Source organism: Propionivibrio soli (assembly GCF_025770765.1).
GTDB lineage: Bacteria > Pseudomonadota > Gammaproteobacteria > Burkholderiales > Rhodocyclaceae > Propionivibrio > Propionivibrio soli.
The window spans coordinates 48,785-68,743 of the sequence record NZ_JANZKY010000014.1 but is presented as its reverse complement, the minus strand read 5'-3'; the positions used below and the strand labels follow the sequence as shown (position 1 = coordinate 68,743).

Annotated in this window: 18 protein-coding genes; 6 read left to right on the top strand and 12 right to left on the bottom strand. The window is 59.9% G+C overall.

What is annotated here, in order from left to right:
- Positions 1–118: 118 nt before the first annotated feature.
- Positions 119–1,093 (bottom strand): TRAP transporter substrate-binding protein, encoded by a 975-nt coding sequence (locus NZ453_RS16470; protein WP_263771827.1) that lies wholly within the window; start codon positions 1,091–1,093, stop codon positions 119–121.
- Between the two features lie 221 nt (positions 1,094–1,314).
- Between NZ453_RS16470 and NZ453_RS16465 the strand changes: the two genes are divergently transcribed.
- Positions 1,315–1,854: a winged helix DNA-binding protein gene (locus NZ453_RS16465; protein WP_263771826.1), complete on the top strand. Its 540-nt coding sequence runs from the start codon at positions 1,315–1,317 to the stop codon at positions 1,852–1,854.
- A gap of 90 nt (positions 1,855–1,944) precedes the next feature.
- Here NZ453_RS16465 and fliW read toward each other — a convergent pair whose 3' ends face one another.
- Positions 1,945–2,373, bottom strand: coding sequence for a flagellar assembly protein FliW (gene fliW / locus NZ453_RS16460; RefSeq protein ID WP_263771825.1), 429 nt, complete (start codon positions 2,371–2,373; stop codon positions 1,945–1,947).
- Positions 2,374–2,618: 245 nt separating this feature from the next.
- On the opposite strand from fliW, the gene NZ453_RS16455 reads away from it, so the two are divergent.
- From NZ453_RS16455 to hslO, 4 genes are all read left to right on the top strand, one after another.
- Positions 2,619–4,937, top strand: a complete 2,319-nt coding sequence (locus tag NZ453_RS16455; RefSeq protein ID WP_263771824.1) for a Tex family protein — start codon at positions 2,619–2,621, stop codon at positions 4,935–4,937.
- Between the two features lie 80 nt (positions 4,938–5,017).
- Positions 5,018–5,716 (top strand): DUF6933 domain-containing protein, encoded by a 699-nt coding sequence (locus tag NZ453_RS16450; RefSeq protein WP_263771823.1) that lies wholly within the window; start codon positions 5,018–5,020, stop codon positions 5,714–5,716.
- 119 nt (positions 5,717–5,835) lie between these two features.
- Entirely contained in the window at positions 5,836–6,192 is a 357-nt protein-coding gene (locus NZ453_RS16445) for an arsenate reductase (protein WP_263771822.1), read from the top strand.
- The gene (gene hslO, locus NZ453_RS16440) at positions 6,192–7,055 is read left to right on the top strand and encodes an Hsp33 family molecular chaperone HslO (RefSeq protein ID WP_263771821.1); all 864 of its coding nucleotides are present in this window, start codon (positions 6,192–6,194) and stop codon (positions 7,053–7,055) included. The genes NZ453_RS16445 and hslO overlap by 1 nt, the downstream gene beginning before the upstream one ends.
- 39 nt (positions 7,056–7,094) lie before the next feature.
- Here hslO and NZ453_RS16435 read toward each other — a convergent pair whose 3' ends face one another.
- From NZ453_RS16435 to rlmE, 4 genes are all read right to left on the bottom strand, one after another.
- The gene (locus NZ453_RS16435) at positions 7,095–8,627 is read right to left on the bottom strand and encodes a CYTH and CHAD domain-containing protein (protein WP_263771820.1); all 1,533 of its coding nucleotides are present in this window, start codon (positions 8,625–8,627) and stop codon (positions 7,095–7,097) included.
- A 180-nt stretch (positions 8,628–8,807) separates the two neighbouring features.
- Positions 8,808–9,635 carry a dihydropteroate synthase gene (folP, locus tag NZ453_RS16430; RefSeq protein ID WP_263771819.1) on the bottom strand — a complete coding sequence of 276 codons (828 nt, stop codon included), beginning with the start codon at positions 9,633–9,635 and terminating at the stop codon, positions 8,808–8,810.
- A 72-nt stretch (positions 9,636–9,707) separates the two neighbouring features.
- A complete protein-coding gene (gene ftsH, locus NZ453_RS16425) occupies positions 9,708–11,591 on the bottom strand; it encodes an ATP-dependent zinc metalloprotease FtsH (protein ID WP_275983244.1) in 1,884 nt (627 codons plus the stop codon).
- Between the two features lie 131 nt (positions 11,592–11,722).
- Positions 11,723–12,349: a 23S rRNA (uridine(2552)-2'-O)-methyltransferase RlmE gene (gene rlmE, locus NZ453_RS16420; RefSeq protein WP_263771817.1), complete on the bottom strand. Its 627-nt coding sequence runs from the start codon at positions 12,347–12,349 to the stop codon at positions 11,723–11,725.
- Positions 12,350–12,405: 56 nt separating this feature from the next.
- Here rlmE and NZ453_RS16415 point away from each other — a divergent pair, with 56 nt between their 5' ends.
- Positions 12,406–12,771, top strand: coding sequence for a YhbY family RNA-binding protein (locus NZ453_RS16415; RefSeq protein WP_263771816.1), 366 nt, complete (start codon positions 12,406–12,408; stop codon positions 12,769–12,771).
- A gap of 31 nt (positions 12,772–12,802) precedes the next feature.
- Here the strand turns inward: NZ453_RS16415 and NZ453_RS16410 are convergent, their stop codons facing one another.
- From NZ453_RS16410 to NZ453_RS16385, 6 genes are all read right to left on the bottom strand, one after another.
- Positions 12,803–13,267 (bottom strand): DUF4149 domain-containing protein, encoded by a 465-nt coding sequence (locus NZ453_RS16410; protein ID WP_263771815.1) that lies wholly within the window; start codon positions 13,265–13,267, stop codon positions 12,803–12,805.
- Positions 13,268–13,274: 7 nt separating this feature from the next.
- The gene (gene greA, locus NZ453_RS16405) at positions 13,275–13,751 is read right to left on the bottom strand and encodes a transcription elongation factor GreA (RefSeq protein WP_263771814.1); all 477 of its coding nucleotides are present in this window, start codon (positions 13,749–13,751) and stop codon (positions 13,275–13,277) included.
- A gap of 81 nt (positions 13,752–13,832) precedes the next feature.
- A complete protein-coding gene (gene carB / locus NZ453_RS16400) occupies positions 13,833–17,039 on the bottom strand; it encodes a carbamoyl-phosphate synthase large subunit (protein WP_263771813.1) in 3,207 nt (1,068 codons plus the stop codon).
- A gap of 3 nt (positions 17,040–17,042) precedes the next feature.
- The gene (gene carA, locus NZ453_RS16395; protein ID WP_263771812.1) at positions 17,043–18,191 is read right to left on the bottom strand and encodes a glutamine-hydrolyzing carbamoyl-phosphate synthase small subunit; all 1,149 of its coding nucleotides are present in this window, start codon (positions 18,189–18,191) and stop codon (positions 17,043–17,045) included.
- A gap of 487 nt (positions 18,192–18,678) precedes the next feature.
- Positions 18,679–19,482 (bottom strand): 4-hydroxy-tetrahydrodipicolinate reductase, encoded by an 804-nt coding sequence (gene dapB, locus NZ453_RS16390; RefSeq protein ID WP_420851677.1) that lies wholly within the window; start codon positions 19,480–19,482, stop codon positions 18,679–18,681.
- Entirely contained in the window at positions 19,482–19,958 is a 477-nt protein-coding gene (locus NZ453_RS16385) for an outer membrane protein assembly factor BamE (RefSeq protein ID WP_263771810.1), read from the bottom strand. Before NZ453_RS16385 ends, dapB begins: the two co-directional genes overlap by 1 nt.
- Position 19,959 lies beyond the last annotated feature (1 nt).

The following is a 19,959-nucleotide window of genomic DNA, read 5'->3' as shown; positions in this document are numbered from 1 at the left end:
CGGCTCAGAGCCGCCCCATGATTGGTTATCGAGACGAAAACATACCGGAAAGCGTTCGACCGCAGGTCGTTTGGCGGACGCTGTACGCGATCTGCATGTCTTCCTGTCCGTCGTCTAGCTATTTGCGGAAGGCGTCGATGATCGCCTGCCCCTCGGCACCGGTCTGCGTCGTCCAATCGGCGATCATCGTCAGGCCAATCTTTTTGAAGTCCGAGCGCAGTTGTTCGGAACCCGCTTCGACCTTCATTCCGTTCTTGGTCAATTGCTCCTTGTACCAATTGTTTTTCTCGGCGCTCGTCTTCCAGCCACGCGCTTCCGCCGCGGCGGCCGCGTTCAAAACGGCGTCCTGAGTCGGCTTGTCGAGCCGATCAAAAGCCTTCTGGGAAACGATGACCAGGTTCTTCGGCAGCCAAGCGGCAACATCGTAGTAATACTTCACCTGTTCCCAGACCTTGCTGTCATAACCCGTGGCGCCGGAAGTCATGAACGCGGTGACAGCCCCCGTGGCGAGTGCCTGCGTAAGTTCAGCCGCCTGGATGGTGACCGGCTGGGCACCGACAAGTTGCGCGATGCGGCTGGTGTTCGGGTTATAGGCGCGCCACTTGACGCCCTTGAGGTCGGCGGCCGAGTTGATCGGCTTGGCACTGAAAATACCTTGTGGCGGCCACGGCACGACGTAGAGTACCTTGATGCCTTGCTTCGCCAAACGCGCCTCAGTTGCCGCCTTCGACACTTTCCACAACTTCTCGGCTTCCGGATAACCCGTCGCCAGGAAGGGGATCGAATCGATCGCGAACATCGGGTCTTCGTTGGAGAAGCCCGAAATGATGATCTCGCCGATGTCAGCCTGTCCGCCTTGAACGGCACGCTTGATCTCGTTGGCCTTGAAAAGCGAGCCGTTATCGTGGACCGTGATTTTGAGCTTGCCGCCCGTGGCTTTATCGACGTCGGCTGCAAACTGCACGATGTTCTCGGTATGGAAGTTGTTGCCCGGGTAGCCGGTCGGCATATCCCATTTCTGTTGGGCTTGAGCGGCGGATCCGCAAAGCAGGGCCGTCGTGGCGACGCTGACGGCGACGAGCGTCTTCAACATAGAGTTCTCCATTTTCAGAGGTGAACGGAGCCGGTCAGTTCGCAACCAACCGGCGCGAAGAGTGAAAACCGGGAGACGACGACTACGGACTGGTTGCTGTCGAACGACAGCGGTGCCCATCCCCGACGATGGCCGGGCTACGTTAATAATTCGTCGACGTATTGTCAACGTTTAACCCGTATAGTACTTTCGCATAGACGTCGGAAACGACCGGAGGTCTTATGGAAAAAGCGTCGAAAAGCGCGCCACGGAAAGACGGCAAGCAACGCATCGTCTCGTCGGCGCATCTCGTCTCCCCCAAGTCGCCGGAACTTTCCGAGTTCGAATTCGGCTTGATCATCGCCACTCACGCCTTCAATCGATGGATGATCCGTTGCATGAGTGCCGCCGGTGCCAAAGACATGACGCCGGTCGACGTACTCGTCATGCACCACATCAACCACCGCGGGACCGAGAAGCGGCTGGCCGACATCTGCTTCGTCCTCAACATCGAGGACACGCATGTCGTCTCATACTCCGCCAAGAAATTGATCGGTATGAAGCTCGTTGCCAGCGCGAAGCGGGGGAAGGAAGTTTATCTACGTGCGACAGAAGCGGGTGCCGCGCTCTGCGAGCGGTATCGGGAGGTCAGAGAAGCCTGCCTGTTGCCTGGGTTTTCGGGGCACGAGGACGAGAACCGGCGCTTCGGCGAAATCGCCCAGCTTCTACGCACCGTGTCGGGCCGCTACGATCAGGCGGCCCGCGCCGCGTCGTCGTATTAGCTGCACAGGAGACGATCAGCGGAGCTACGGTTAGCTCCGCATGCGAAACCCCCGGCCCTTGCATGAAAGCGGCCAGGCGGCAAACAGATATCAGCGACCGCGCATGACGACGGCCGGCCGCACTTCGCTGAGGATTTTCTGCATGCCTTTGCGGCTGGCAAGGTTCAGGATGATCGGTGAACGCGCGTTCGCGTCGATGCGCCCACCCTGCGCGTCATCGCGATAAACGATGACAGCGACCACCGCTTGCGACGGGTCTTTCAGGTCGATCAGCGCGCAATCCTCGTCGGACAGTTCGATTTCATACTGCAGGTCGAGTTGTTCCGGCGTGACGACGGGGAACATAATGTCTTCGTCATCAACCGACTGCAGCCAGAAGACGGTAGGCTTGCCTTCCTCGTGGAACAGCTTGAAGCGCTTGCACACCTCAAAACCCGCCAGCCCTTTCGGGAAAGTCAGCAGGGTCTCCGGGTCCACATTAACGTTCTTCAGACCCAAACGCTCGATATCGATTTTCATCACGCCTCCCAATTGTTCCGGCCGATTCCGGCGGAATCTTCATTTAACCCGATTCGAATAGTCGCTGCAACACGCGACGCCGGTCAGCCATTTACCATGAGATCGGAGCATATCGTCGGTTACCTCTGAAAATAAAGGCGCTCAGTGCATGAGCCTTTGGTGCATCTTTGAGCGCCACGTCAAGACTTGAGTTTTCGGCACCGATTGCTCATAGTTGGCGGTTTTTCCGGAAAAAAGAAGCGCCGATGGCCTCATCTGCAGAACTCCGCATCACCCAGAAGATTGCCGAAGAAATCGGCTGTACCTTGCATCAGGTCGTCGCGGCCGTCGGCCTGCTCGACGAGGGCGCGACCGTTCCGTTTGTTGCCCGCTACCGCAAGGAAGTGACGGGCGGACTGGACGACACGCAATTGCGCACGTTGGACGAGCGGCTGACCTATTTGCGCGAACTGGAGGAACGCCGCGCCGCGATCCTCGCTTCGATCGACGAACAGGGAAAACTAACCCCCGAATTGGCCGCTCAGATCGATGCGGCCGAGACAAAACAGAGCCTCGAAGACCTTTATCTTCCGTATAAGCCCAAACGGCGCACCAAGGCGCAGATCGCGCGCGAAGCCGGTCTCGCTCCGCTCGCCGAGGCTTTGCTGGCCGATCCCACGCTGACACCCGAGGTGGAAGCCGAGAAGTACCTCAACGCGGACGCCGGCTTCGCCGACGTAAAGGCGGTGCTCGATGGCGCACGCCAGATCCTGATGGAGCAGTTTTCCGAAGACGCCACGCTGCTCGGCAAGCTGCGCGAATACCTCGACGAGCACGGAGTCGTCAAATCGACGGTGGTCGAAGGCAAGGAAACCGAGGGCGCGAAGTTCCGCGACTACTTCGATTATTCGGAACCGGTGGCCAACGTACCATCGCACCGCGCGCTCGCCCTCTTCCGCGGCCGCAACGAGGGGGCGCTGCAGGTGGCACTGGTCCTCGACAGCGAACTCGACGAAGCCAACAAGCCAGCCGGGCCAAACCCCTGCGAAGCCCGCATCGCCAAGCATTTCGGTATCGCCGACCAAGGCCGCCCGGCCGACAAATGGCTCGTGGATACCGTACGGTGGACATGGCGCGTCAAGGTGTTCATGCATCTGGAGCTGGACCTGATGAATGCTTTGCGCGAGCGCGCCGAGGAAGAAGCCATCCGCGTCTTCGGCACCAACTTGCACGATCTCCTGCTCGCCGCTCCGGCAGGTCAACGGGCGACGATGGGCATCGACCCTGGCATCCGCACCGGCTGCAAGATCGCCGTCGTCGACGCGACGGGAAAGGTGCTCGATACCGCCACCGTCTATCCGCACGAACCTCGCCGCGATTGGGACGGCGCCCTGCATACACTCGCCGCACTAGCCAAAAAGCATAACGTTGACCTCATCAGTATCGGCAATGGCACCGCTTCGCGCGAAACAGACAAGCTGGCAGCAGACCTGATCAGGCTGGTGCCCGAATTGCACATGACCAAAGTTGTGGTCTCCGAAGCCGGTGCCTCGGTTTACTCCGCGTCCGAGTATGCCGCCCGTGAATTCCCCGAGCTCGATGTCAGCCTGCGAGGCGCCGTGTCGATCGCGCGTCGGCTCCAGGACCCACTCGCCGAACTCGTGAAAATCGAGCCGAAGTCCATCGGCGTCGGCCAATACCAGCACGACGTCAGCCAAACCAAGCTGGCCCGCGCGCTCGACGGCGTCGTCGAGGATTGCGTGAACGCCGTCGGCGTTGACGTCAACACGGCATCCATACCGCTTCTCACGCGCGTATCCGGCCTCAACAGCACGCTCGCCAACAACATTGTCTCGTACCGCGACAAGAACGGCGCCTTCAGCGACCGCAAGCAACTGCTGCAAGTGCCGCGCATGGGCGAGAAAACCTTTGAGCAGGCGGCCGGCTTCTTGCGCATCACGAACGGCGAAAACCCGCTCGACGCCTCGGCTGTGCACCCGGAGGCATATCCGCTCGTCGAACGCATCCTCGCCGACATCAAGAAAGGAATCAAAGACGTCATCGGCGACTCGCGCCTCGTCAAATCCCTGCAGCCGGCCAAATACACGGATGAGAAGTTCGGCCTGCCGACCGTGCAGGACATTCTCAAGGAACTCGAAAAACCCGGCCGCGACCCACGTCCCGAGTTCAAGACCGCCGTCTTCAAGGACGGCGTCGAGGAAGTCAAGGATCTGCAGTCCGGCATGATCCTCGAAGGCGTAGTCACCAACGTCGCCAACTTCGGTGCTTTCGTCGACATCGGCGTGCATCAGGATGGACTCGTGCACATCTCCGCGCTCTCCAACAAGTTTGTGAAGGACCCGCGCGAAGTGGTGAAGGCCGGCGATGTCGTCAAGGTCAAGGTGCTCGAAGTCGATCTGCCACGTCAGCGCATCGCTCTGACGATGCGCTTGACCGACGAGCCAGCCCCTAGCGGCGTCAAGAAAGGTGGCGTACCGATGAGCAACAAGGCCAAACAACAGCAGGCCCGTCAGCCCGAACCTGCTGGAGCGATGGCCGCCGCGTTCGCGAAACTAAGGCGTTGAGGCTTTGCTTGGATAAGGGCGGACGAAGAGACGAACCTCTTGGCCCCTTGGGCGTGGGCGAATAACAGCGATAATCCCGCATGATCATCTTCAACTGCTCGCAAGCTTTCGCCGAGTTCATCGAGCCGAGGAAGACCGGCTCCGCGCCACTGGTGGGCGAAGCGCCCTCGCCGCGCCCTTCCGAAGACGGGCCACACTTGATCGATGTCGACGGGCAGCCGCCACGCGAGGTAAAGCAGTGGCAAGCCCATCTTGCGCTTATTCAGGGCAAGCCGTGCGCCATTGTTGTGGACATCGACTCCAGCTACGCCATGTTTTTCCCCGGCTTGAAGGCAGGCGATCCGGAAGGTTTTTTGGACGCTTTTGCTACACGGCTCGTTAATGAAATGGTCTTCGCGGCTCAAACGGCCGGCATGATGGCCGATTTCGACGCGATGCTCGGCACTTTCCAGGAGAAACACGCCCGATTCCAGTTCGTCCTGCGCATGGAACACAGTACACTCGAGCACCTGGACGACACAGCTAGGAATTTCGAGAATGAAATCGTGCTTGCCGATCTGGCTTCAGAAACGCATGAGGAATGCGCTGTGATCGACGCCCGAATCAATCACGCCATCCGTGGACTGAAAACCGAGCCAGACCAGTTGCTTCCCGAAGAAGAAATGCTTTGTTCATGGCTGAGGGACTTCGGCGGCCTGACGGCGGATGGTGAAAGCGCGCTCCGGAAACAATTGCGCGCAAAGAAGCTCCGTGTCACCGCGGAGCCCGGGCGAGCATAGAATTCTCCCTAGGAACTCGAACGGCAACGCGAAACGACGCATTGTGCGGCTCGTTTGTGTTCCCGAGAAGTCGGCGCGACGCTATTCCGCCACCCCGCTTGAATTGAGCGAAGAAAACAATGATCAGAATATTCGGCATCAAGAACTGCGACACAATGAAGAAGGCCTTCTCCTGGCTGGACGCTCAAGGTGTCGCCTATGAATTTATCGATTACAAGAAGGCCGGTGTCGTCGGCGCACATCTTGCCGACTGGAATCGGCGAGCCGGATGGCGAACGCTGTTGAATACGCGCGGCCTCATGTGGCGTAAGCTGAGCGAAGACGAGCGGGCCGACGTCGACGAAGCGAAGGCACTGACCCTGATGAGTCAATATCCGGCGTTGATCAAACGCCCCGTTCTCGACACCGGACCGAGTCTGTTGGTCGGCTTCACACCGGAGAGCTACGCTCAGGCAATTTCGAAGGAAAATAACTGATGGAAAATGCCGTCCAGCGCTTTCTGCTCGACGACCTCGATATCCGCGGCGCCGTGGTGCGTCTTGGCTCGATTTGGCAGCAACTGCTAACGAATCGCGATTATCCGGGCCCGGTCATCATTCTTCTCGGCGAAATGACGGCGACGGCTCTGCTGCTCACCGATAATCTCAAACAAGCCGGGCGGGTTACCGTACAGCTGCGCGGTGATGGGCCGGTGTCGTTGCTGGTAATCGACTGTAATGACGCGCTGAACACCCGCTGCATGGCGCAACACGCCGATGAGGTGCCGGATGCGCCGCCACTTGCACTTCTTGGGCAAGGACAACTGCTGCTCTCGCTCGAATTTCCCTCGATGCGCCAGCCCTACCAGAGCGTCGTACCGATGGTCGGCAACAACATCGCCGAAGTTTTCGAGCACTACCTGATGCAATCCGAGCAAATCACCACGCGCTTTTTCCTCGCCGCCACGGAGAGTGGAATCGCCGGTCTGTTCCTGCAGAAAATGCCGTCGACCGACCAGCGCGATCCCGACGGCTGGCGACGTATCGAAACGTTGGCCGCGACCGCAAAGCCCGAAGAATTGATCGGCCTGTCGCCGGAGTCGCTGCTGGCGCGCATCTTCCACGAGGAAGCGGTGCGCGTGTTCAACCCGCGTGCGGTGACGAACAATTGCCCCGAAGACCGCGAGAAGATCGGCAACATGCTGCGTACCCTCGGACGCGAGGAAATCTACGGTGTGCTCGACGAACGCGGCGCGATCGTCATCCGCGACGATCTGGCGAACCGCGAATACCGCTTCGATCGCGCAGCGATCGATGAACTCTTTCGTGACATGCCGGAAACCCCGCCGACGGTGCACTAAGCCAAGACGGCAAGGAGCCGCCTTAGCAATCTCAGCGATCTAGCGCCAGGGTTTCTTGCGCGCCGCAAAGCGGCGTAGCTCCTCGTTCAGCGAGGAAATGAGCAGATCGGTACGGCCGGCGATCCAGCCCTGCGTCAGCGGGTCCGGTTCGCCTTTGGGATGGATATCGCGAATCAGGCGAGAGGCCGTCGCCTGATCGTTGAGCCGTCCCAGTTGATCCTGGATAGCCGCCAACGCCGTCTGGTACGCAACGAGGCGCTTGCCCGACATCAACGGTGAGAAAAACTCCACGGCATAGCGCAGCTTCTTGAACTCGATGCGCAGTTTGTGCCATCGCTCGGCGTTCATCTTCCCCGACCCATTGGTGAAGCGATCGATCGCCGCAACTCGCTTCTCTAGGCGCTTCGCGACAAACTTGCGCAGGCTGCCGCTCACCGCCTTCCGGTGCGCCGCGATGGTCGGAGGTTCGCCTCGCAGAAGCGCCGCCGAGAACGCCAGCAGCAGCCGGCTGTATTCGTTCTGCCCAAGGGCGACACCAGCCACCTTTCGTGCCTTCGCCTTGGCGGCTTCGCTCCGTTCGCGCAAGATGCGCAGATCGGGATCCCCGGGGAATGCCTCCTCAAGGGGAGCCAGCGTCTCGCTGAGAAACACGTCCCAATCCCGGGCGTCGCCCAGGCTCTTTGCCAAATCCCGCCAGCGCGAGCTGTAGACCTCGATGAAAGCCTCGGTAAGCACGGGCGAGAAGAGCCGGAAGGCGGAACGCAGGCGGCGAATCGCGACGCGTGCCTGATGCACGTACTCAGGGTCTTCGCCGGCCACCGCGCCGGCTTCGTTGCGCTGCAGTTGCAGCACACTTGCCAACGCAATGGACCGGAACGCGTCGTCCGGTGACATGCCCTTGCGCACCGGCGAAGCGAACGCTTTCGCCGGCGGCGAGGCCGCACCGAGAGCCAACGCGTAACCGCGCTCGGCCTTGCTGCTAACCTCGGGATGCAACCGCATGTCGGCCGCGAGTTCCATCGCGATGTCGAAGAGCACGTCGGACGACGTTCCCTCCACCAATTCCAGCTCCAGTTCGCAGATCATCTCGCGTTTGGTGCCGGTTGCGCTCGCACTAGATGCCGACGAGCCCGCGCCGATTCGGCCGCGGTCAAACGCAATCTCGACGGCCGCCTCGCCTCGTCGCAACAACCACGAGGTGCGTGTGAAGTCGGTCGTAAATAGGGGCTGCAAGGTCGCCCGGCACGACTCCAGCAAGTCGCGCAAGTCAGGATCAGTCACGATACCGAAGTCGAAAACCCCGGGCTCGGTCGGCGCCTCCCACTCGTTGCGCTGCGCCAAGCCCCCGGCGCCCGAGTCGCCGCCCTTGACCGTCATCAACCATGTGGAACGGCCCTTTCGACGCAGCCGCAAGGCGATTCGATGCGCCGCGAGATCGAGGTCCGGCGTGTCGTAGTAGGTATTGAATAGGCGGCACCGATGAGCAACAACGCCTTGCAACAGCGGATGCGACGCGAGGAGAGCCGCTTGCGAAGACGGCAGACGCAGCTTTAGTTCGGTTTCCACAGGCATGTCGTTGTCTTTCTTCCCTGTCGGGCACCGCCCTATCCTTGGCGAAGCGGAGCTTCCTGAAAACAGAAAGGCCAATGAATGGATGGCGGCGACTCAAACGTGCGATTCAGTGTCCTTATCGTGCCACAAGCGCTTAGCATTTGGCACATATCCAATACGCGCCGAACCCTCGCCGTTTTTCTAGCCGGCCTCAACCGCACGCAAAACCGCAAGCGCGTCGCACGTCGCCGCCACGTCGTGAACGCGCAGAATAGTCGCTCCCCGCTGCGTGGCGATGAGCGCTGCGGCCACGCTGGCACTTGCACGGTCTTCGACAGGACGTCCCGTGATTGCGCCGAGCATCGACTTGCGCGAGAGACCGGCGAGGATCGGCAGACCGCTCGCCGAAAGCGCGTCGAGGTGCTGGAGAAGTTGAACGTTATGTTGAACCGTCTTTCCGAACCCGAAACCTGGATCCAATACCAGCCGATCTCGCGCAATCCCGGCGGCGAGTAAAGCTCCTATGCGTTCTTCCAGAAAACCGCCCACTTCCGTGATCACGTCGGCATACTGTGGGCTCTGTTGCATCGTGAGCGGTTCGCCCTGCATGTGCATGAGGCACACTGCACAGTCACTGTCGGCCACCGCCTCAATAGCTCCGGGGCGACGCAGCGCAAAGATATCGTTGATCATCGCCGCGCCGTGCGCAATGGCTGCTCGCATCACCTCCGGCTTGTAGGTGTCGACGGAAATCGGTACCCCGCAATCGCGCAACGCGTCGAGCACGGGGAGGAGGCGTTTGAGTTCATCGTCCAGCGATGTTGGAATAGCTCCGGGCCGCGATGATTCGGCCCCGAGGTCGAGCAGATCCGCTCCGGCCTCAATCTGACACCGCGCGTGGGCGATGGCCGCACTCATGTCGGTCGCCAACCCGTCGCCTGAGAACGAATCAGGCGTCAGATTCACGATGCCCATAACGAAGGGCCGGTCGAGTATCAGTTCGAATTTCCCACAGCGCAGCTTACCCATTCGCACTCCAGAGCAGGACGCAAAAAAACCGGGGGCTTTGGGAGCCCCCGGTTGGTCATTTTCGCTCGCCGATCAGGCCGGCGCGGTAGCGCTCGGTGCGGCATCCGGCGGGGGAGTACCTTCCGAACTCGATCCCTTGATCGTCATCTGTTTCGGCGGCCGCGGCGGACGACCAGCCATGATGTCGTCGATCTGGTCGGCGTCGATCGTCTCCAGTTCGAGCAGAGCGGCCGTCATGGCTTCCACTTTGTCGCGGTTGTCTTCGAGCAGCTTCCGCGCCAACGCGTATTGCTCGTCGATGATGCGACGGATCTCCAGGTCGACCTTTTGCATCGTCGACTCGGACATGTTCTTGTGCGTCGTAACCGAGCGGCCGAGGAAGACTTCGCCTTCGTTCTCGCCGTAGACCATCGGACCGAGCACGTCCGACATCCCGTAACGGGTCACCATGTCGCGCGCCATCTGGGTCGCACGCTCAAAGTCGTTCGAAGCGCCGGTCGTCATCTGGTTCATGAACAATTCTTCGGCAATCCGGCCACCGAACAGCACCGCGATCCGGCTCAAGAGATAGGTACGGTCATACGCGTAGCGGTCTTCCTCCGGCAATTGCATGGTGAGGCCCAACGCACGGCCGCGCGGAATGATCGTCACCTTGTGTACCGGGTCGGACTTCGGTACCAGCTTGGCCACCACGGCATGGCCCGACTCGTGATAAGCGGTATTGCGCTTCTCTTCCTCGTTCATGACCATGCTACGGCGCTCGGCACCCATGAGGATCTTGTCTTTCGCCTTCTCGAAGTCATCCATGTCCACGAGCCGCTTGTTGGAACGCGCTGCGAACAGCGCCGCCTCGTTGACCAGATTTGCAAGATCCGCACCCGACATGCCCGGCGTACCGCGCGCGAGGATATCGGCCTTGACGTCGGGAGACAGTGGCACCTTGCGCATGTGAACCATGAGAATCTGCTCGCGGCCCCGGATATCGGGCAGCGGTACGACAACCTGGCGGTCGAAACGGCCCGGGCGCATTAACGCCGGGTCGAGGACGTCCGGACGGTTCGTCGCGGCGATCACGATAACGCCGACGCTTGCCTCGAAGCCGTCCATCTCGACGAGCATCTGGTTCAACGTCTGTTCGCGTTCATCGTTCCCACCACCGAGGCCAGCGCCACGCTGACGACCGACCGCGTCGAGTTCGTCAATGAAGATGATGCATGGCGCGTGTTTCTTGGCGTTCTCGAACATGTCGCGAACACGGGCTGCACCTACGCCCACGAACATTTCGACGAAGTCGGAACCGGAGATCGAGAAGAACGGAACCTTGGCCTCACCGGCGATGGCTTTGGCAAGCAACGTCTTACCTGTCCCGGGGTTGCCGACCAGCAACACGCCCTTGGGGATTCGGCCACCGAGTTTCTGGAATTTCGACGGATCTTTGAGAAACTCGACGAGTTCGGAGACTTCTTCCTTCGCCTCATCGCAACCCGCGACATCTGCGAAGGTAATGTTGTTGGTCGATTCGTCGAGCAAGCGTGCCTTGCTCTTGCCGAATGAGAAGGCGCCGCCACGCCCACCGCCCTGCATCTGGCGCATGAAGAAGACCCACACGCCGATCAGCAAAAGCATCGGGAACCAACTGACGAAGATGTTCATCAGGAACGACTGCTCTTCTTCCGGCTTCGCCTCGACCTTGACGCCATGCTTCAGGAGGTCGGAGACCATCCAGAGGTCAGGAGGAGCGTAGGTCGTCAACTTGCGTCCGTCACTGGTGGTCGCTTTGAGCACCCGACCTTCGATCACAACCTTGGAAATGGAACCACGCCCGACTTCCTCCATGAATTCGGAGTATTCCATCGAGGCTTGCGTAACCTGGCGGGAATTGAACTGGTTGAAGACGGTCATCAACACGAGGCCGATGACGAGCCAGACCGCCAGATTCTTGAACATGTTATTCAATGCTGTACCTCTTCATTGTTGCTCCCGAACTATCGGCGGGAGAGTATCAACCGCGCAAAATCTGCAACAGCGTCATTCTAAACCTTTATTCGGCAAACCATGCGCCCAGGGGGCAGGTCGCAACGCCACCTCTAGCCTACTTCCTTCAGCCCTCTTCCCAGCAAATACACTTCGGAACTTCGGTCGCGGGACGCATCCGGCTTGCGCGTCGACACATCCCGGAAAACGCTCCGCAACGTCCGCACAAACTCTTCGTATCCATATCCTTGAAAGACTTTGACCAGGAAAGCCCCCTCCGGTTTCAGCCACTCCCGCGCGAATTCCAACCCAAGTTCCGCGAGATGCATTACACGCGCCTGGTCCGAAACCGGTATACCCGAAATATTGGGGGCCATATCCGAAAGAACAAGGCCCGCTTTGCGACCACCGAGCACATTTTCGAGCCGGCGCAGTACCTCTTCGTCTCTGAAGTCACCCTGGAAGAACTCAACACCGTGCAAGGGTTCCATTTCGAGAAGATCGAGCGCGATGACACGGCCGTTCCCGCCCAGACGCTTGGCGGCTACCTGGGACCAACCGCCCGGGGTCGAGCCGAGGTCAACAACGACCTCCCCTGGGCGAATCAAATGGTCCCGATCATCGATTTCCATCAGTTTGAAAGCCGCCCGCGACCGGTATCCTTCTGCCTTCGCACGCTGTACGTAAGCGTCAGTCACGTGTTCATGCAGCCAGGCTTTGCTCGTCTTGGTTCGTTTCATGGCGTCAAACCGGTAGAATGCGCGCTTCGAAAGGCCGTTTTGAAAGACCCATCCGCATGATCCAGATCACATCCGAGCAACGCCGCTCCTTGCGCGCCCGAGCCCACGGCCTCAATCCCGTCGTAGCCGTCAGCCAGAACGGGCTTTCCGATTCGGTTCTGCGCGAGATCGATATCAGCCTCAAAAGCCATGAATTGATAAAGATTCGGGTGTTCGAAGACGACCGCAACGTCCGCGAAGAGTATCTTTCCCAAATCTGCGAAAAGTTGCGGGCAGCCCCGGTGCAACACATCGGAAAACTGCTCGTTGTCTGGCGTCCAAGCGAAGAAGAGGACGGGAAAGCGGCGAAAGCGCATCGTCCACCGCATTCCGCGCGCACCGGCCCACGGCGCACGAAACGAAGTTTCCAGGGCGATATATGAGCCATCGTCTTCCTGGCCGATCCGGCTCGTTTCATTTCGATGCCGGTCGCGCCAGCGTCGCCACAACTATCCCGAGCAGGCTCTGCAGCAGGTAGAGGACGCTGGAAAGACCGTGCCAAAAGACGAACCGGGCGCGTAGCGGACTCTGCATCACATCCAGCGGGAAGGCTTGCAGTTTGAGCTGTGCCATCAACGGCTGAATACCGAACAGCATGGCGACCGTCAGAACCAGCATGGCAAATACGCACCAGGAGAACACCCGGTTTTTTTCTTCCCTCAGCCTGCTGTAGAGAAGAACGTAAACGCCGCAGCCGAGACCGATCCAGCCGACGAATGTAAACATCTTCCCCGCGACAAGGCCAGCCAGTTGCTTATCGTCGAGCGTCGCGAACAGGATCGGCGCAACGATATAGCCGATCGACCACACGCCGCCCACCCAGAGCGTGAGGGCGGCGAAATACACATACTCGGCAAGGCTTCCGGCAACTCGCCGCATGGTGAGGTTACTCGTAACGCACGTCGAGCACTTCGTATTCGCGGATACCGCCGGGCGCCTGCACCTGGGCGATATCGCCGGCAAACTTGCCGATCAGTGCACGTGCGATCGGCGAATTGACCGAGATCTTCCCACCCTTGATGTCGGCTTCATCCTCACCGACGATTTGGTACGTTACCTGAGCGCCACTTTCCTGGTCCTCAAGATCGAGGGTGGCGCCGAACACGGCTCGACCATCGGCATCGAGCAGCTTGGGGTCAATGATCTGCGCATTGGAGAGCTTGCCCTCGATCTCCTGGATCCGCCCCTCGACGAATGCCTGACGCTCTTTGGCCGCGTCGTACTCCGCGTTCTCCGATAAGTCGCCGTACGAACGCGCTTCCGCGATCGCGGCAATGACGTTCGGCCGGTCGACGGCTTTCAAGTGCTGCAGTTCGACACGGAGGCGCTCGGCGCCTTGAATGGTCAGCGGTACTTTGCTCATGTGATTTACTCGCTTGTTTTTCTACCAAAGCAAAAACCGCCGGCCTGCGCGGAGCAGGTTGACCGGCGGCTTTGGAAGTTTCTAGTTAAGTTGTGCGTGCAGACTCTGGATGGGATAAACGACGAGTTCGCCGCGGTTCTTGATGCCGACGGCCGCAGCCTCGGCACCCCATACGGTGGTATACATCGTCACCCTGGCGGCAAGGCCCGAAGTTCGAATCGAACGCGAATCGCTGATCGCTTTGCGTTTCTCATCGACCGTGTTGATGATCAGCGAAATCTCGTTGTTCTTGATCATATCCACAACGTGCGGACGACCTTCGGTCACCTTATTGACCACTGAAACCGGAATTCCTTCCGCCGCGATCGTCGCCGCTGTGCCGCGTGTCGCGACGATAGTGAACCCGGCTTCGTGCAGATCCCTCGCGATCTCGGCCACCTTCGGCTTGTCCGACTCCTTCACACTGATAAAGACCCGACCCGACGTCGGCAGTTTCACACCGGCACCCGCCTGGCTCTTCACGAATGCTTCTTCAAAGGAGCGGCCAACGCCCATCACTTCGCCCGTCGACTTCATCTCCGGACCGAGAATGGTATCGACGCCGGGAAACTTGTTGAACGGGAAAACCGCTTCCTTCACCGAGAAGTATGGCGGAACCACTTCCTCCCGCACCCCTTGGCTGACCAGCGAGCGCCCCGCCATGCAACGCGCTGCTACTTTCGCTAACTGAATGCCCGTGGCTTTCGACACGAAGGGCACCGTTCGCGAAGCACGCGGATTCACCTCCAAAACATATACCACATCGTTCTGGATCGCGAACTGGACGTTCATGAGGCCGCAGACATTTAGCCCCTTGGCCATCAACTTGGTCTGCCGGCGCAATTCGTCCTGCATCGCCGCCGTCAGGGAATACGGCGGCAACGAACATGCCGAGTCGCCCGAATGGACGCCCGCCTGCTCGATATGCTCCATGACGCCACCGATGATGACCTCGTCGCCGTCGGACAGCGCATCGACATCGACCTCAACCGCGTCGTTCAAAAAGCGGTCGAGCAGCACCGGCGAGTCGTTCGAAACTTTCACCGCCTCGCGCATGTAGCGCTCGAGGTCGCGGGGCTCATGGACGATTTCCATCGCCCGGCCGCCCAACACGTAGGATGGCCGTACGACGAGCGGGTAACCGATTTCGTTGGCAAGACGCAACGCATCCTCTTCGGTCCGCGCTGTCCGGTTTGGCGGTTGCCTGAGGCCGAGATCGTTGAGCAGTTGTTGAAAGCGCTCACGATCTTCCGCCGCATCGATCATATCCGGACTGGTCCCGATGATCGGCACGCCATTGGCTTCGAGGTCACGCGCGAGTTTGAGCGGCGTCTGCCCACCGAACTGTACGATGACGCCCACCGGTTTCTCGACGGCGACGATTTCGAGCACGTCTTCCAGCGTCAGCGGTTCGAAGTACAGACGATCTGAGGTGTCGTAGTCAGTCGACACGGTCTCAGGGTTACAGTTCACCATGATCGTCTCGTAGCCGTCTTCGCGCAGGGCCAGCGCCGCATGCACGCAGCAGTAGTCGAACTCGATGCCCTGGCCGATCCGGTTCGGTCCGCCGCCGAGGACCATGATCTTCTTGCGATCGCTCGGCGCCGCTTCGCACTCTTCCTCGTAGGTCGAGTACATGTAGGCGGTGTTGGTCGCGAATTCCGCGGCGCAGGTATCGACTCGTTTGTATACCGGGCGGATACCCAATGCATGGCGGCGCTCGCGCACGGCCTTGTCAGTCGTCTTCAGCAGCTTGCCGAGACGACGGTCCGAGAAGCCCTTGCGCTTGAGTTCGCGCAGCGTCGGCGCGTCGATTTCGTCGATCGACATGTCGTCGAGCGTCATTTCGATACGCACGATGTCTTCGATCTGCGCCAAAAACCACGGGTCGATATGCGTCAGCCCATGCACTTCGTCGAGCGTAAAACCGTTCTCGAACGCGTCGCCAACGTACCATATACGCTCCGGCCCCGGCTCGCCGAGTTCCTTCTCCAGTTCTTCGCGGTCGGTCGTGCGCTGGTTCATTCCGTCGACGCCGACTTCTAAGCCGCGCAACGCTTTCTGGAACGACTCCTGGAAAGTGCGGCCGATCGCCATCACCTCGCCGACCGACTTCATCTGCGTCGTCAGGCGCGGATTGGCGGCGGGGAATTTCTCGAAGGCGAACCGTGGAACCTTAGTCACCACGTAGTCGATCGACGGCTCGAACGACGCTGGCGTCTTGCCGCCGGTAATCTCGTTGGCCAGTTCGTCTAGGGTGTAGCCGACGGCGAGTTTGGCAGCCACCTTGGCGATCGGGAAACCGGTCGCCTTCGAGGCCAAGGCCGACGAGCGCGACACGCGCGGATTCATCTCGATGACAATCATGCGGCCGTCGAGCGGATTGATCGCGAACTGCACGTTCGATCCACCCGTATCGACACCGATCTCGCGCAGCACGGCAATCGATGCGTCGCGCATGATCTGGTATTCCTTGTCAGTCAGAGTCTGCGCCGGCGCCACGGTGATCGAATCGCCCGTATGTACGCCCATCGGGTCGAGGTTTTCGATCGAGCAGATGATGATGCAGTTGTCCTTCCTGTCGCGGACAACTTCCATCTCGAACTCTTTCCAGCCGATCAGCGACTCTTCGATCAGCAACTCGTGCGTTGGTGAGGCTTCCAGTCCGCGCTTGCAGATTTCGACGAACTCTTCCTGGTTATAGGCGATACCACCGCCCGAGCCGCCCATGGTGAACGACGGCCGGATGATGACCGGAAAGCCGAGCGCCGCCTGTACCTGCTGCGCCTCTTCCATGCTGTGCGCCATGGCGGACTTGGCCGACCCGAGGCCGATCCTCGTCATCGCCTCCTTGAACTTCTCACGGTCCTCGGCCTTGTCGATCGCTTCCTTGCTGGCGCCTATCATCTCGACGCCATACTTCTCAAGCACACCGTTATGCGCGAGATCGAGCGCGCAGTTGAGCGCGGTCTGACCGCCCATCGTCGGCAGCAGCGCGTCGGGGCGTTCCTTCTCGATGATTTTCTCGACGACTTTCCAGGTGATCGGCTCGATGTAGGTAACGTCGGCCATCTCCGGGTCGGTCATGATCGTCGCCGGATTGGAGTTCACCAGAATGACGCGGAAGCCTTCTTCACGCAGCGCCTTGCAGGCCTGCGCACCGGAATAGTCGAACTCGCACGCCTGCCCGATGACGATCGGGCCGGCGCCGATGATGAGAATGCTTTTGAGGTCTGTACGCTTGGGCATGAGTTACTTTCCCCTGGCCTTCGTGTCTTGCATCAGCTGAATGAAACGGTCGAACAGATAGGCGACGTCGTGCGGTCCTGGGCTCGCTTCCGGGTGCCCCTGGAAGCAAAACGCCGGCACATCCGTCCTGGCCAGGCCCTGCAGCGACCCGTCGAATAGTGAAACGTGCGTTGCCCGCAGATTTGCCGGCAGCGAATCGGGATCGACGGCAAACCCATGGTTCTGGCTCGTGATCAGCACTTGGCCGGTATCGAGATCCTTCACCGGATGATTGGCGCCGTGGTGACCGAACTTCATCTTGATCGTGCGTGCACCGGACGCCAGCGCCAGCAACTGATGCCCGAGGCAGATCCCGTAAGTCGGAATGCCGCGCGCAAGAAATTCGCGGATCGCCTCGATTGCGTAGTCGCAGGGCTCCGGATCGCCGGGGCCGTTGGACAGGAAAATCCCGTCCGGGTTGTATTTAAGCGCTTCGGCAGCCGGCATCTGGGCCGGAACGACGGTTACCTTGCATCCGCGCGAGGCAAGCATGCGCAGAATGTTGCGCTTGATTCCGTAATCGTAGGCCACGACGTTGAAACGCGGCGCCGGTGCATGGCCGTAGCCGTCTAGCGTCCATTCCGCCTCGGTCCAGTCGTAGGGTTCCGCAACGCTGACGACTTTCGCCAAATCCATGCCGGCCAACCCTGGAAAAGCTCTTGCTTGCCCAATCGCATCCGCGTCGTCCACCGTACCCGCCATGATGCAGCCCGCCTGCGCACCTTTCTCGCGCAAGACTCGGGTGAGTTTGCGGGTGTCGATGCCGGCGATTGCCACGACGCCATGCTTGGTGAGGTAGTCCGAAAGGGTGTCCTGCTTGCGCCAGTTTTCGGCGCGCAACGGTAAATCTCGGATGACGAGCCCCGCTGCAAAGTTAGCTCGCGATTCGAAATCCTCGTTGTTGCAGCCGACATTGCCGATGTGCGGATAGGTCAGCGTGACGATCTGGCGGCAGTACGAAGGATCTGTGAGGATTTCCTGGTAGCCGGTCATCGCCGTGTTGAACACCACCTCGCCGCTTGTGGCACCGAGAGCGCCAATGGCGTAGCCGCGGAAAATGGTACCGTCGGCAAGAGCAAGGATTGCGGGCGGAAAAGAGGGTAACAACGACACGAAAGGCTCCTATTCCGTAGCTTATATACGCAAAAGCGGGACGGGCGCTCAGCCCTCCCGCTTGAAAAACTTCCAAACCTTCTAATCATACCGGAAGGCTGGCCTCTCGGCAACGCGCTCGTTCCTCGACGGCTCTTTTCGCGCCCCGTTTTTCATACCGGCTCAGGATAGAAAGGGTACGCTTCGCCGCCTCGTGAATCTTCTCAACGAAGAGGGCTCGGATGACGGTTGCGGACGAGTAACTTATCTTCGCATTTGAGGCACTAACGGCATTTTCGTTCCTGCGTCGCCGAACGGTTCAGAGCGATCAAAGGAAGACTAGATATCGGGCCCGGCCCCCCTTTGTTTCCGCCAATAAGGGGAAAGAAAGAATGGGGAGAACGGCGCTAGCGCTTGTTAATAGCCGGCACTACTACTCGCAAAACCAACTGAGGGACTATGCCAACTACCTGCCAGCCGGCCTAGTGCGCAGGTTATCGAAGCTGCCTCACCTCAGGCCGAGAACGTCCTGCATATCGAATAGACCACTCTTCTTCCCTGCGAGGAAACGCGCTGCCCGCAGGCTTCCCAGTGCATATGGCATCCGGCTACCTGCCTTGTGGCTGATTTCAACCCGTTCGCCAGTTCCGCAATACATTACGGTGTGATCACCGATGATGTCGCCGCCGCGCACCGTGGCAAAACCAATTGTGGAAGGATCGCGCACGCCGGTTACGCCTTCACGGCCATAGACGGCGCACGACTTCAGGTCGCGACCGAGGGCCTGGGCAATCACCTCGCCCATGCGCAACGCCGTTCCCGACGGCGCGTCCACCTTCATTTTGTGGTGCGCCTCGACAATTTCGATGTCGTAGCCCTCGGAAAGGATGCGCGACGCAGCGTCGAGCAGCTTGAAAACCACGTTCATGCCGACGCTCATGTTCGGCGCAAATACGATCGGAATATCTTTCGCCGCCTCGGCAATCGCTTGCTTGCCCGCATCCTCCATGCCGGTGGTGCCGATCACCATCGCCACCTTGTGCTTCCGACAAAGGGCGAGGTGCTGCAGGGTGCCTTCGGGCCGGGTGAAATCGATTACGCAGTCCGCTTGGCGGAAGGCCTTTTCTACGTCGTCGGTGACCAGAACCCCGCACGGCGCGCCGACGAGTTCGCCGGCGTCTTTGCCGATTGCCGCCGACCCGGGCTGGTCGACTGCGGCCACGAGAGCCACGCCAGAATCCTTCAGCGCCGACTCAATAATCATTCGCCCCATGCGCCCGCCGGCGCCGACAACGGCAATCTTCACAGCCATCAGAACCCCACTTTTTCCATCATGCGGCCAAAGAAACCTTTTTCTTCGGGCGCCGGGGCGACAACGTCTTCGCCGACTGACCCAAGGTCGATCTCTCGCGTCTTGGTTTCCTGCGCCGCTGCTAAATCGGTCGCCTGCGCGGCCGTCACGTCACCCGTAACCCTGACCAACTTGTTATCCGCATCGAAAAAGGTTGAGAACTTCCTCATCTCAACCGCCCCCGTGCTTCCCTTCTGCAAGCGATACACGTAGTCCCAACGGTTGCCGTGGAACATGTCCATCAGCACAGGCGTTCCGAGAATGAAGCGGACTTGGTCCTTCGTCAGCCCCGGACGGAGCTGGGCAACCATGTCTTGGGTGAGGACGTTCCCTTGCTGGACGTCAATTTTGTATTCGTTAACGATGCGCGGCACCGAAGAGCAGCCGAACGTCGCGGCCGACAAGAAAACCATGCAGGCGAATCGAGAAAAGCTCATT

Bases quoted from the DNA above. Each gene is read 5' to 3' on its own strand.
- NZ453_RS16470 (WP_263771827.1), bottom strand. From the start codon at position 1,093: ATGTTGAAGACGCTCGTCGCCGTCAGCGTCGCCACGACGGCCCTGCTT.
- NZ453_RS16465 (WP_263771826.1), top strand. From the start codon at position 1,315: ATGGAAAAAGCGTCGAAAAGCGCGCCACGGAAAGACGGCAAGCAACGC.
- fliW (WP_263771825.1), bottom strand. From the start codon at position 2,373: ATGAAAATCGATATCGAGCGTTTGGGTCTGAAGAACGTTAATGTGGAC.
- NZ453_RS16455 (WP_263771824.1), top strand. From the start codon at position 2,619: ATGGCCTCATCTGCAGAACTCCGCATCACCCAGAAGATTGCCGAAGAA.
- NZ453_RS16450 (WP_263771823.1), top strand. From the start codon at position 5,018: ATGATCATCTTCAACTGCTCGCAAGCTTTCGCCGAGTTCATCGAGCCG.
- NZ453_RS16445 (WP_263771822.1), top strand. From the start codon at position 5,836: ATGATCAGAATATTCGGCATCAAGAACTGCGACACAATGAAGAAGGCC.
- hslO (WP_263771821.1), top strand. From the start codon at position 6,192: ATGGAAAATGCCGTCCAGCGCTTTCTGCTCGACGACCTCGATATCCGC.
- NZ453_RS16435 (WP_263771820.1), bottom strand. From the start codon at position 8,627: ATGCCTGTGGAAACCGAACTAAAGCTGCGTCTGCCGTCTTCGCAAGCG.
- folP (WP_263771819.1), bottom strand. From the start codon at position 9,635: ATGGGTAAGCTGCGCTGTGGGAAATTCGAACTGATACTCGACCGGCCC.
- rlmE (WP_263771817.1), bottom strand. From the start codon at position 12,349: ATGAAACGAACCAAGACGAGCAAAGCCTGGCTGCATGAACACGTGACT.
- NZ453_RS16415 (WP_263771816.1), top strand. From the start codon at position 12,406: ATGATCCAGATCACATCCGAGCAACGCCGCTCCTTGCGCGCCCGAGCC.
- NZ453_RS16410 (WP_263771815.1), bottom strand. From the start codon at position 13,267: ATGCGGCGAGTTGCCGGAAGCCTTGCCGAGTATGTGTATTTCGCCGCC.
- greA (WP_263771814.1), bottom strand. From the start codon at position 13,751: ATGAGCAAAGTACCGCTGACCATTCAAGGCGCCGAGCGCCTCCGTGTC.
- carB (WP_263771813.1), bottom strand. From the start codon at position 17,039: ATGCCCAAGCGTACAGACCTCAAAAGCATTCTCATCATCGGCGCCGGC.
- dapB (WP_420851677.1), bottom strand. From the start codon at position 19,482: ATGGCTGTGAAGATTGCCGTTGTCGGCGCCGGCGGGCGCATGGGGCGA.
- NZ453_RS16385 (WP_263771810.1), bottom strand. From the start codon at position 19,958: ATGAGCTTTTCTCGATTCGCCTGCATGGTTTTCTTGTCGGCCGCGACG.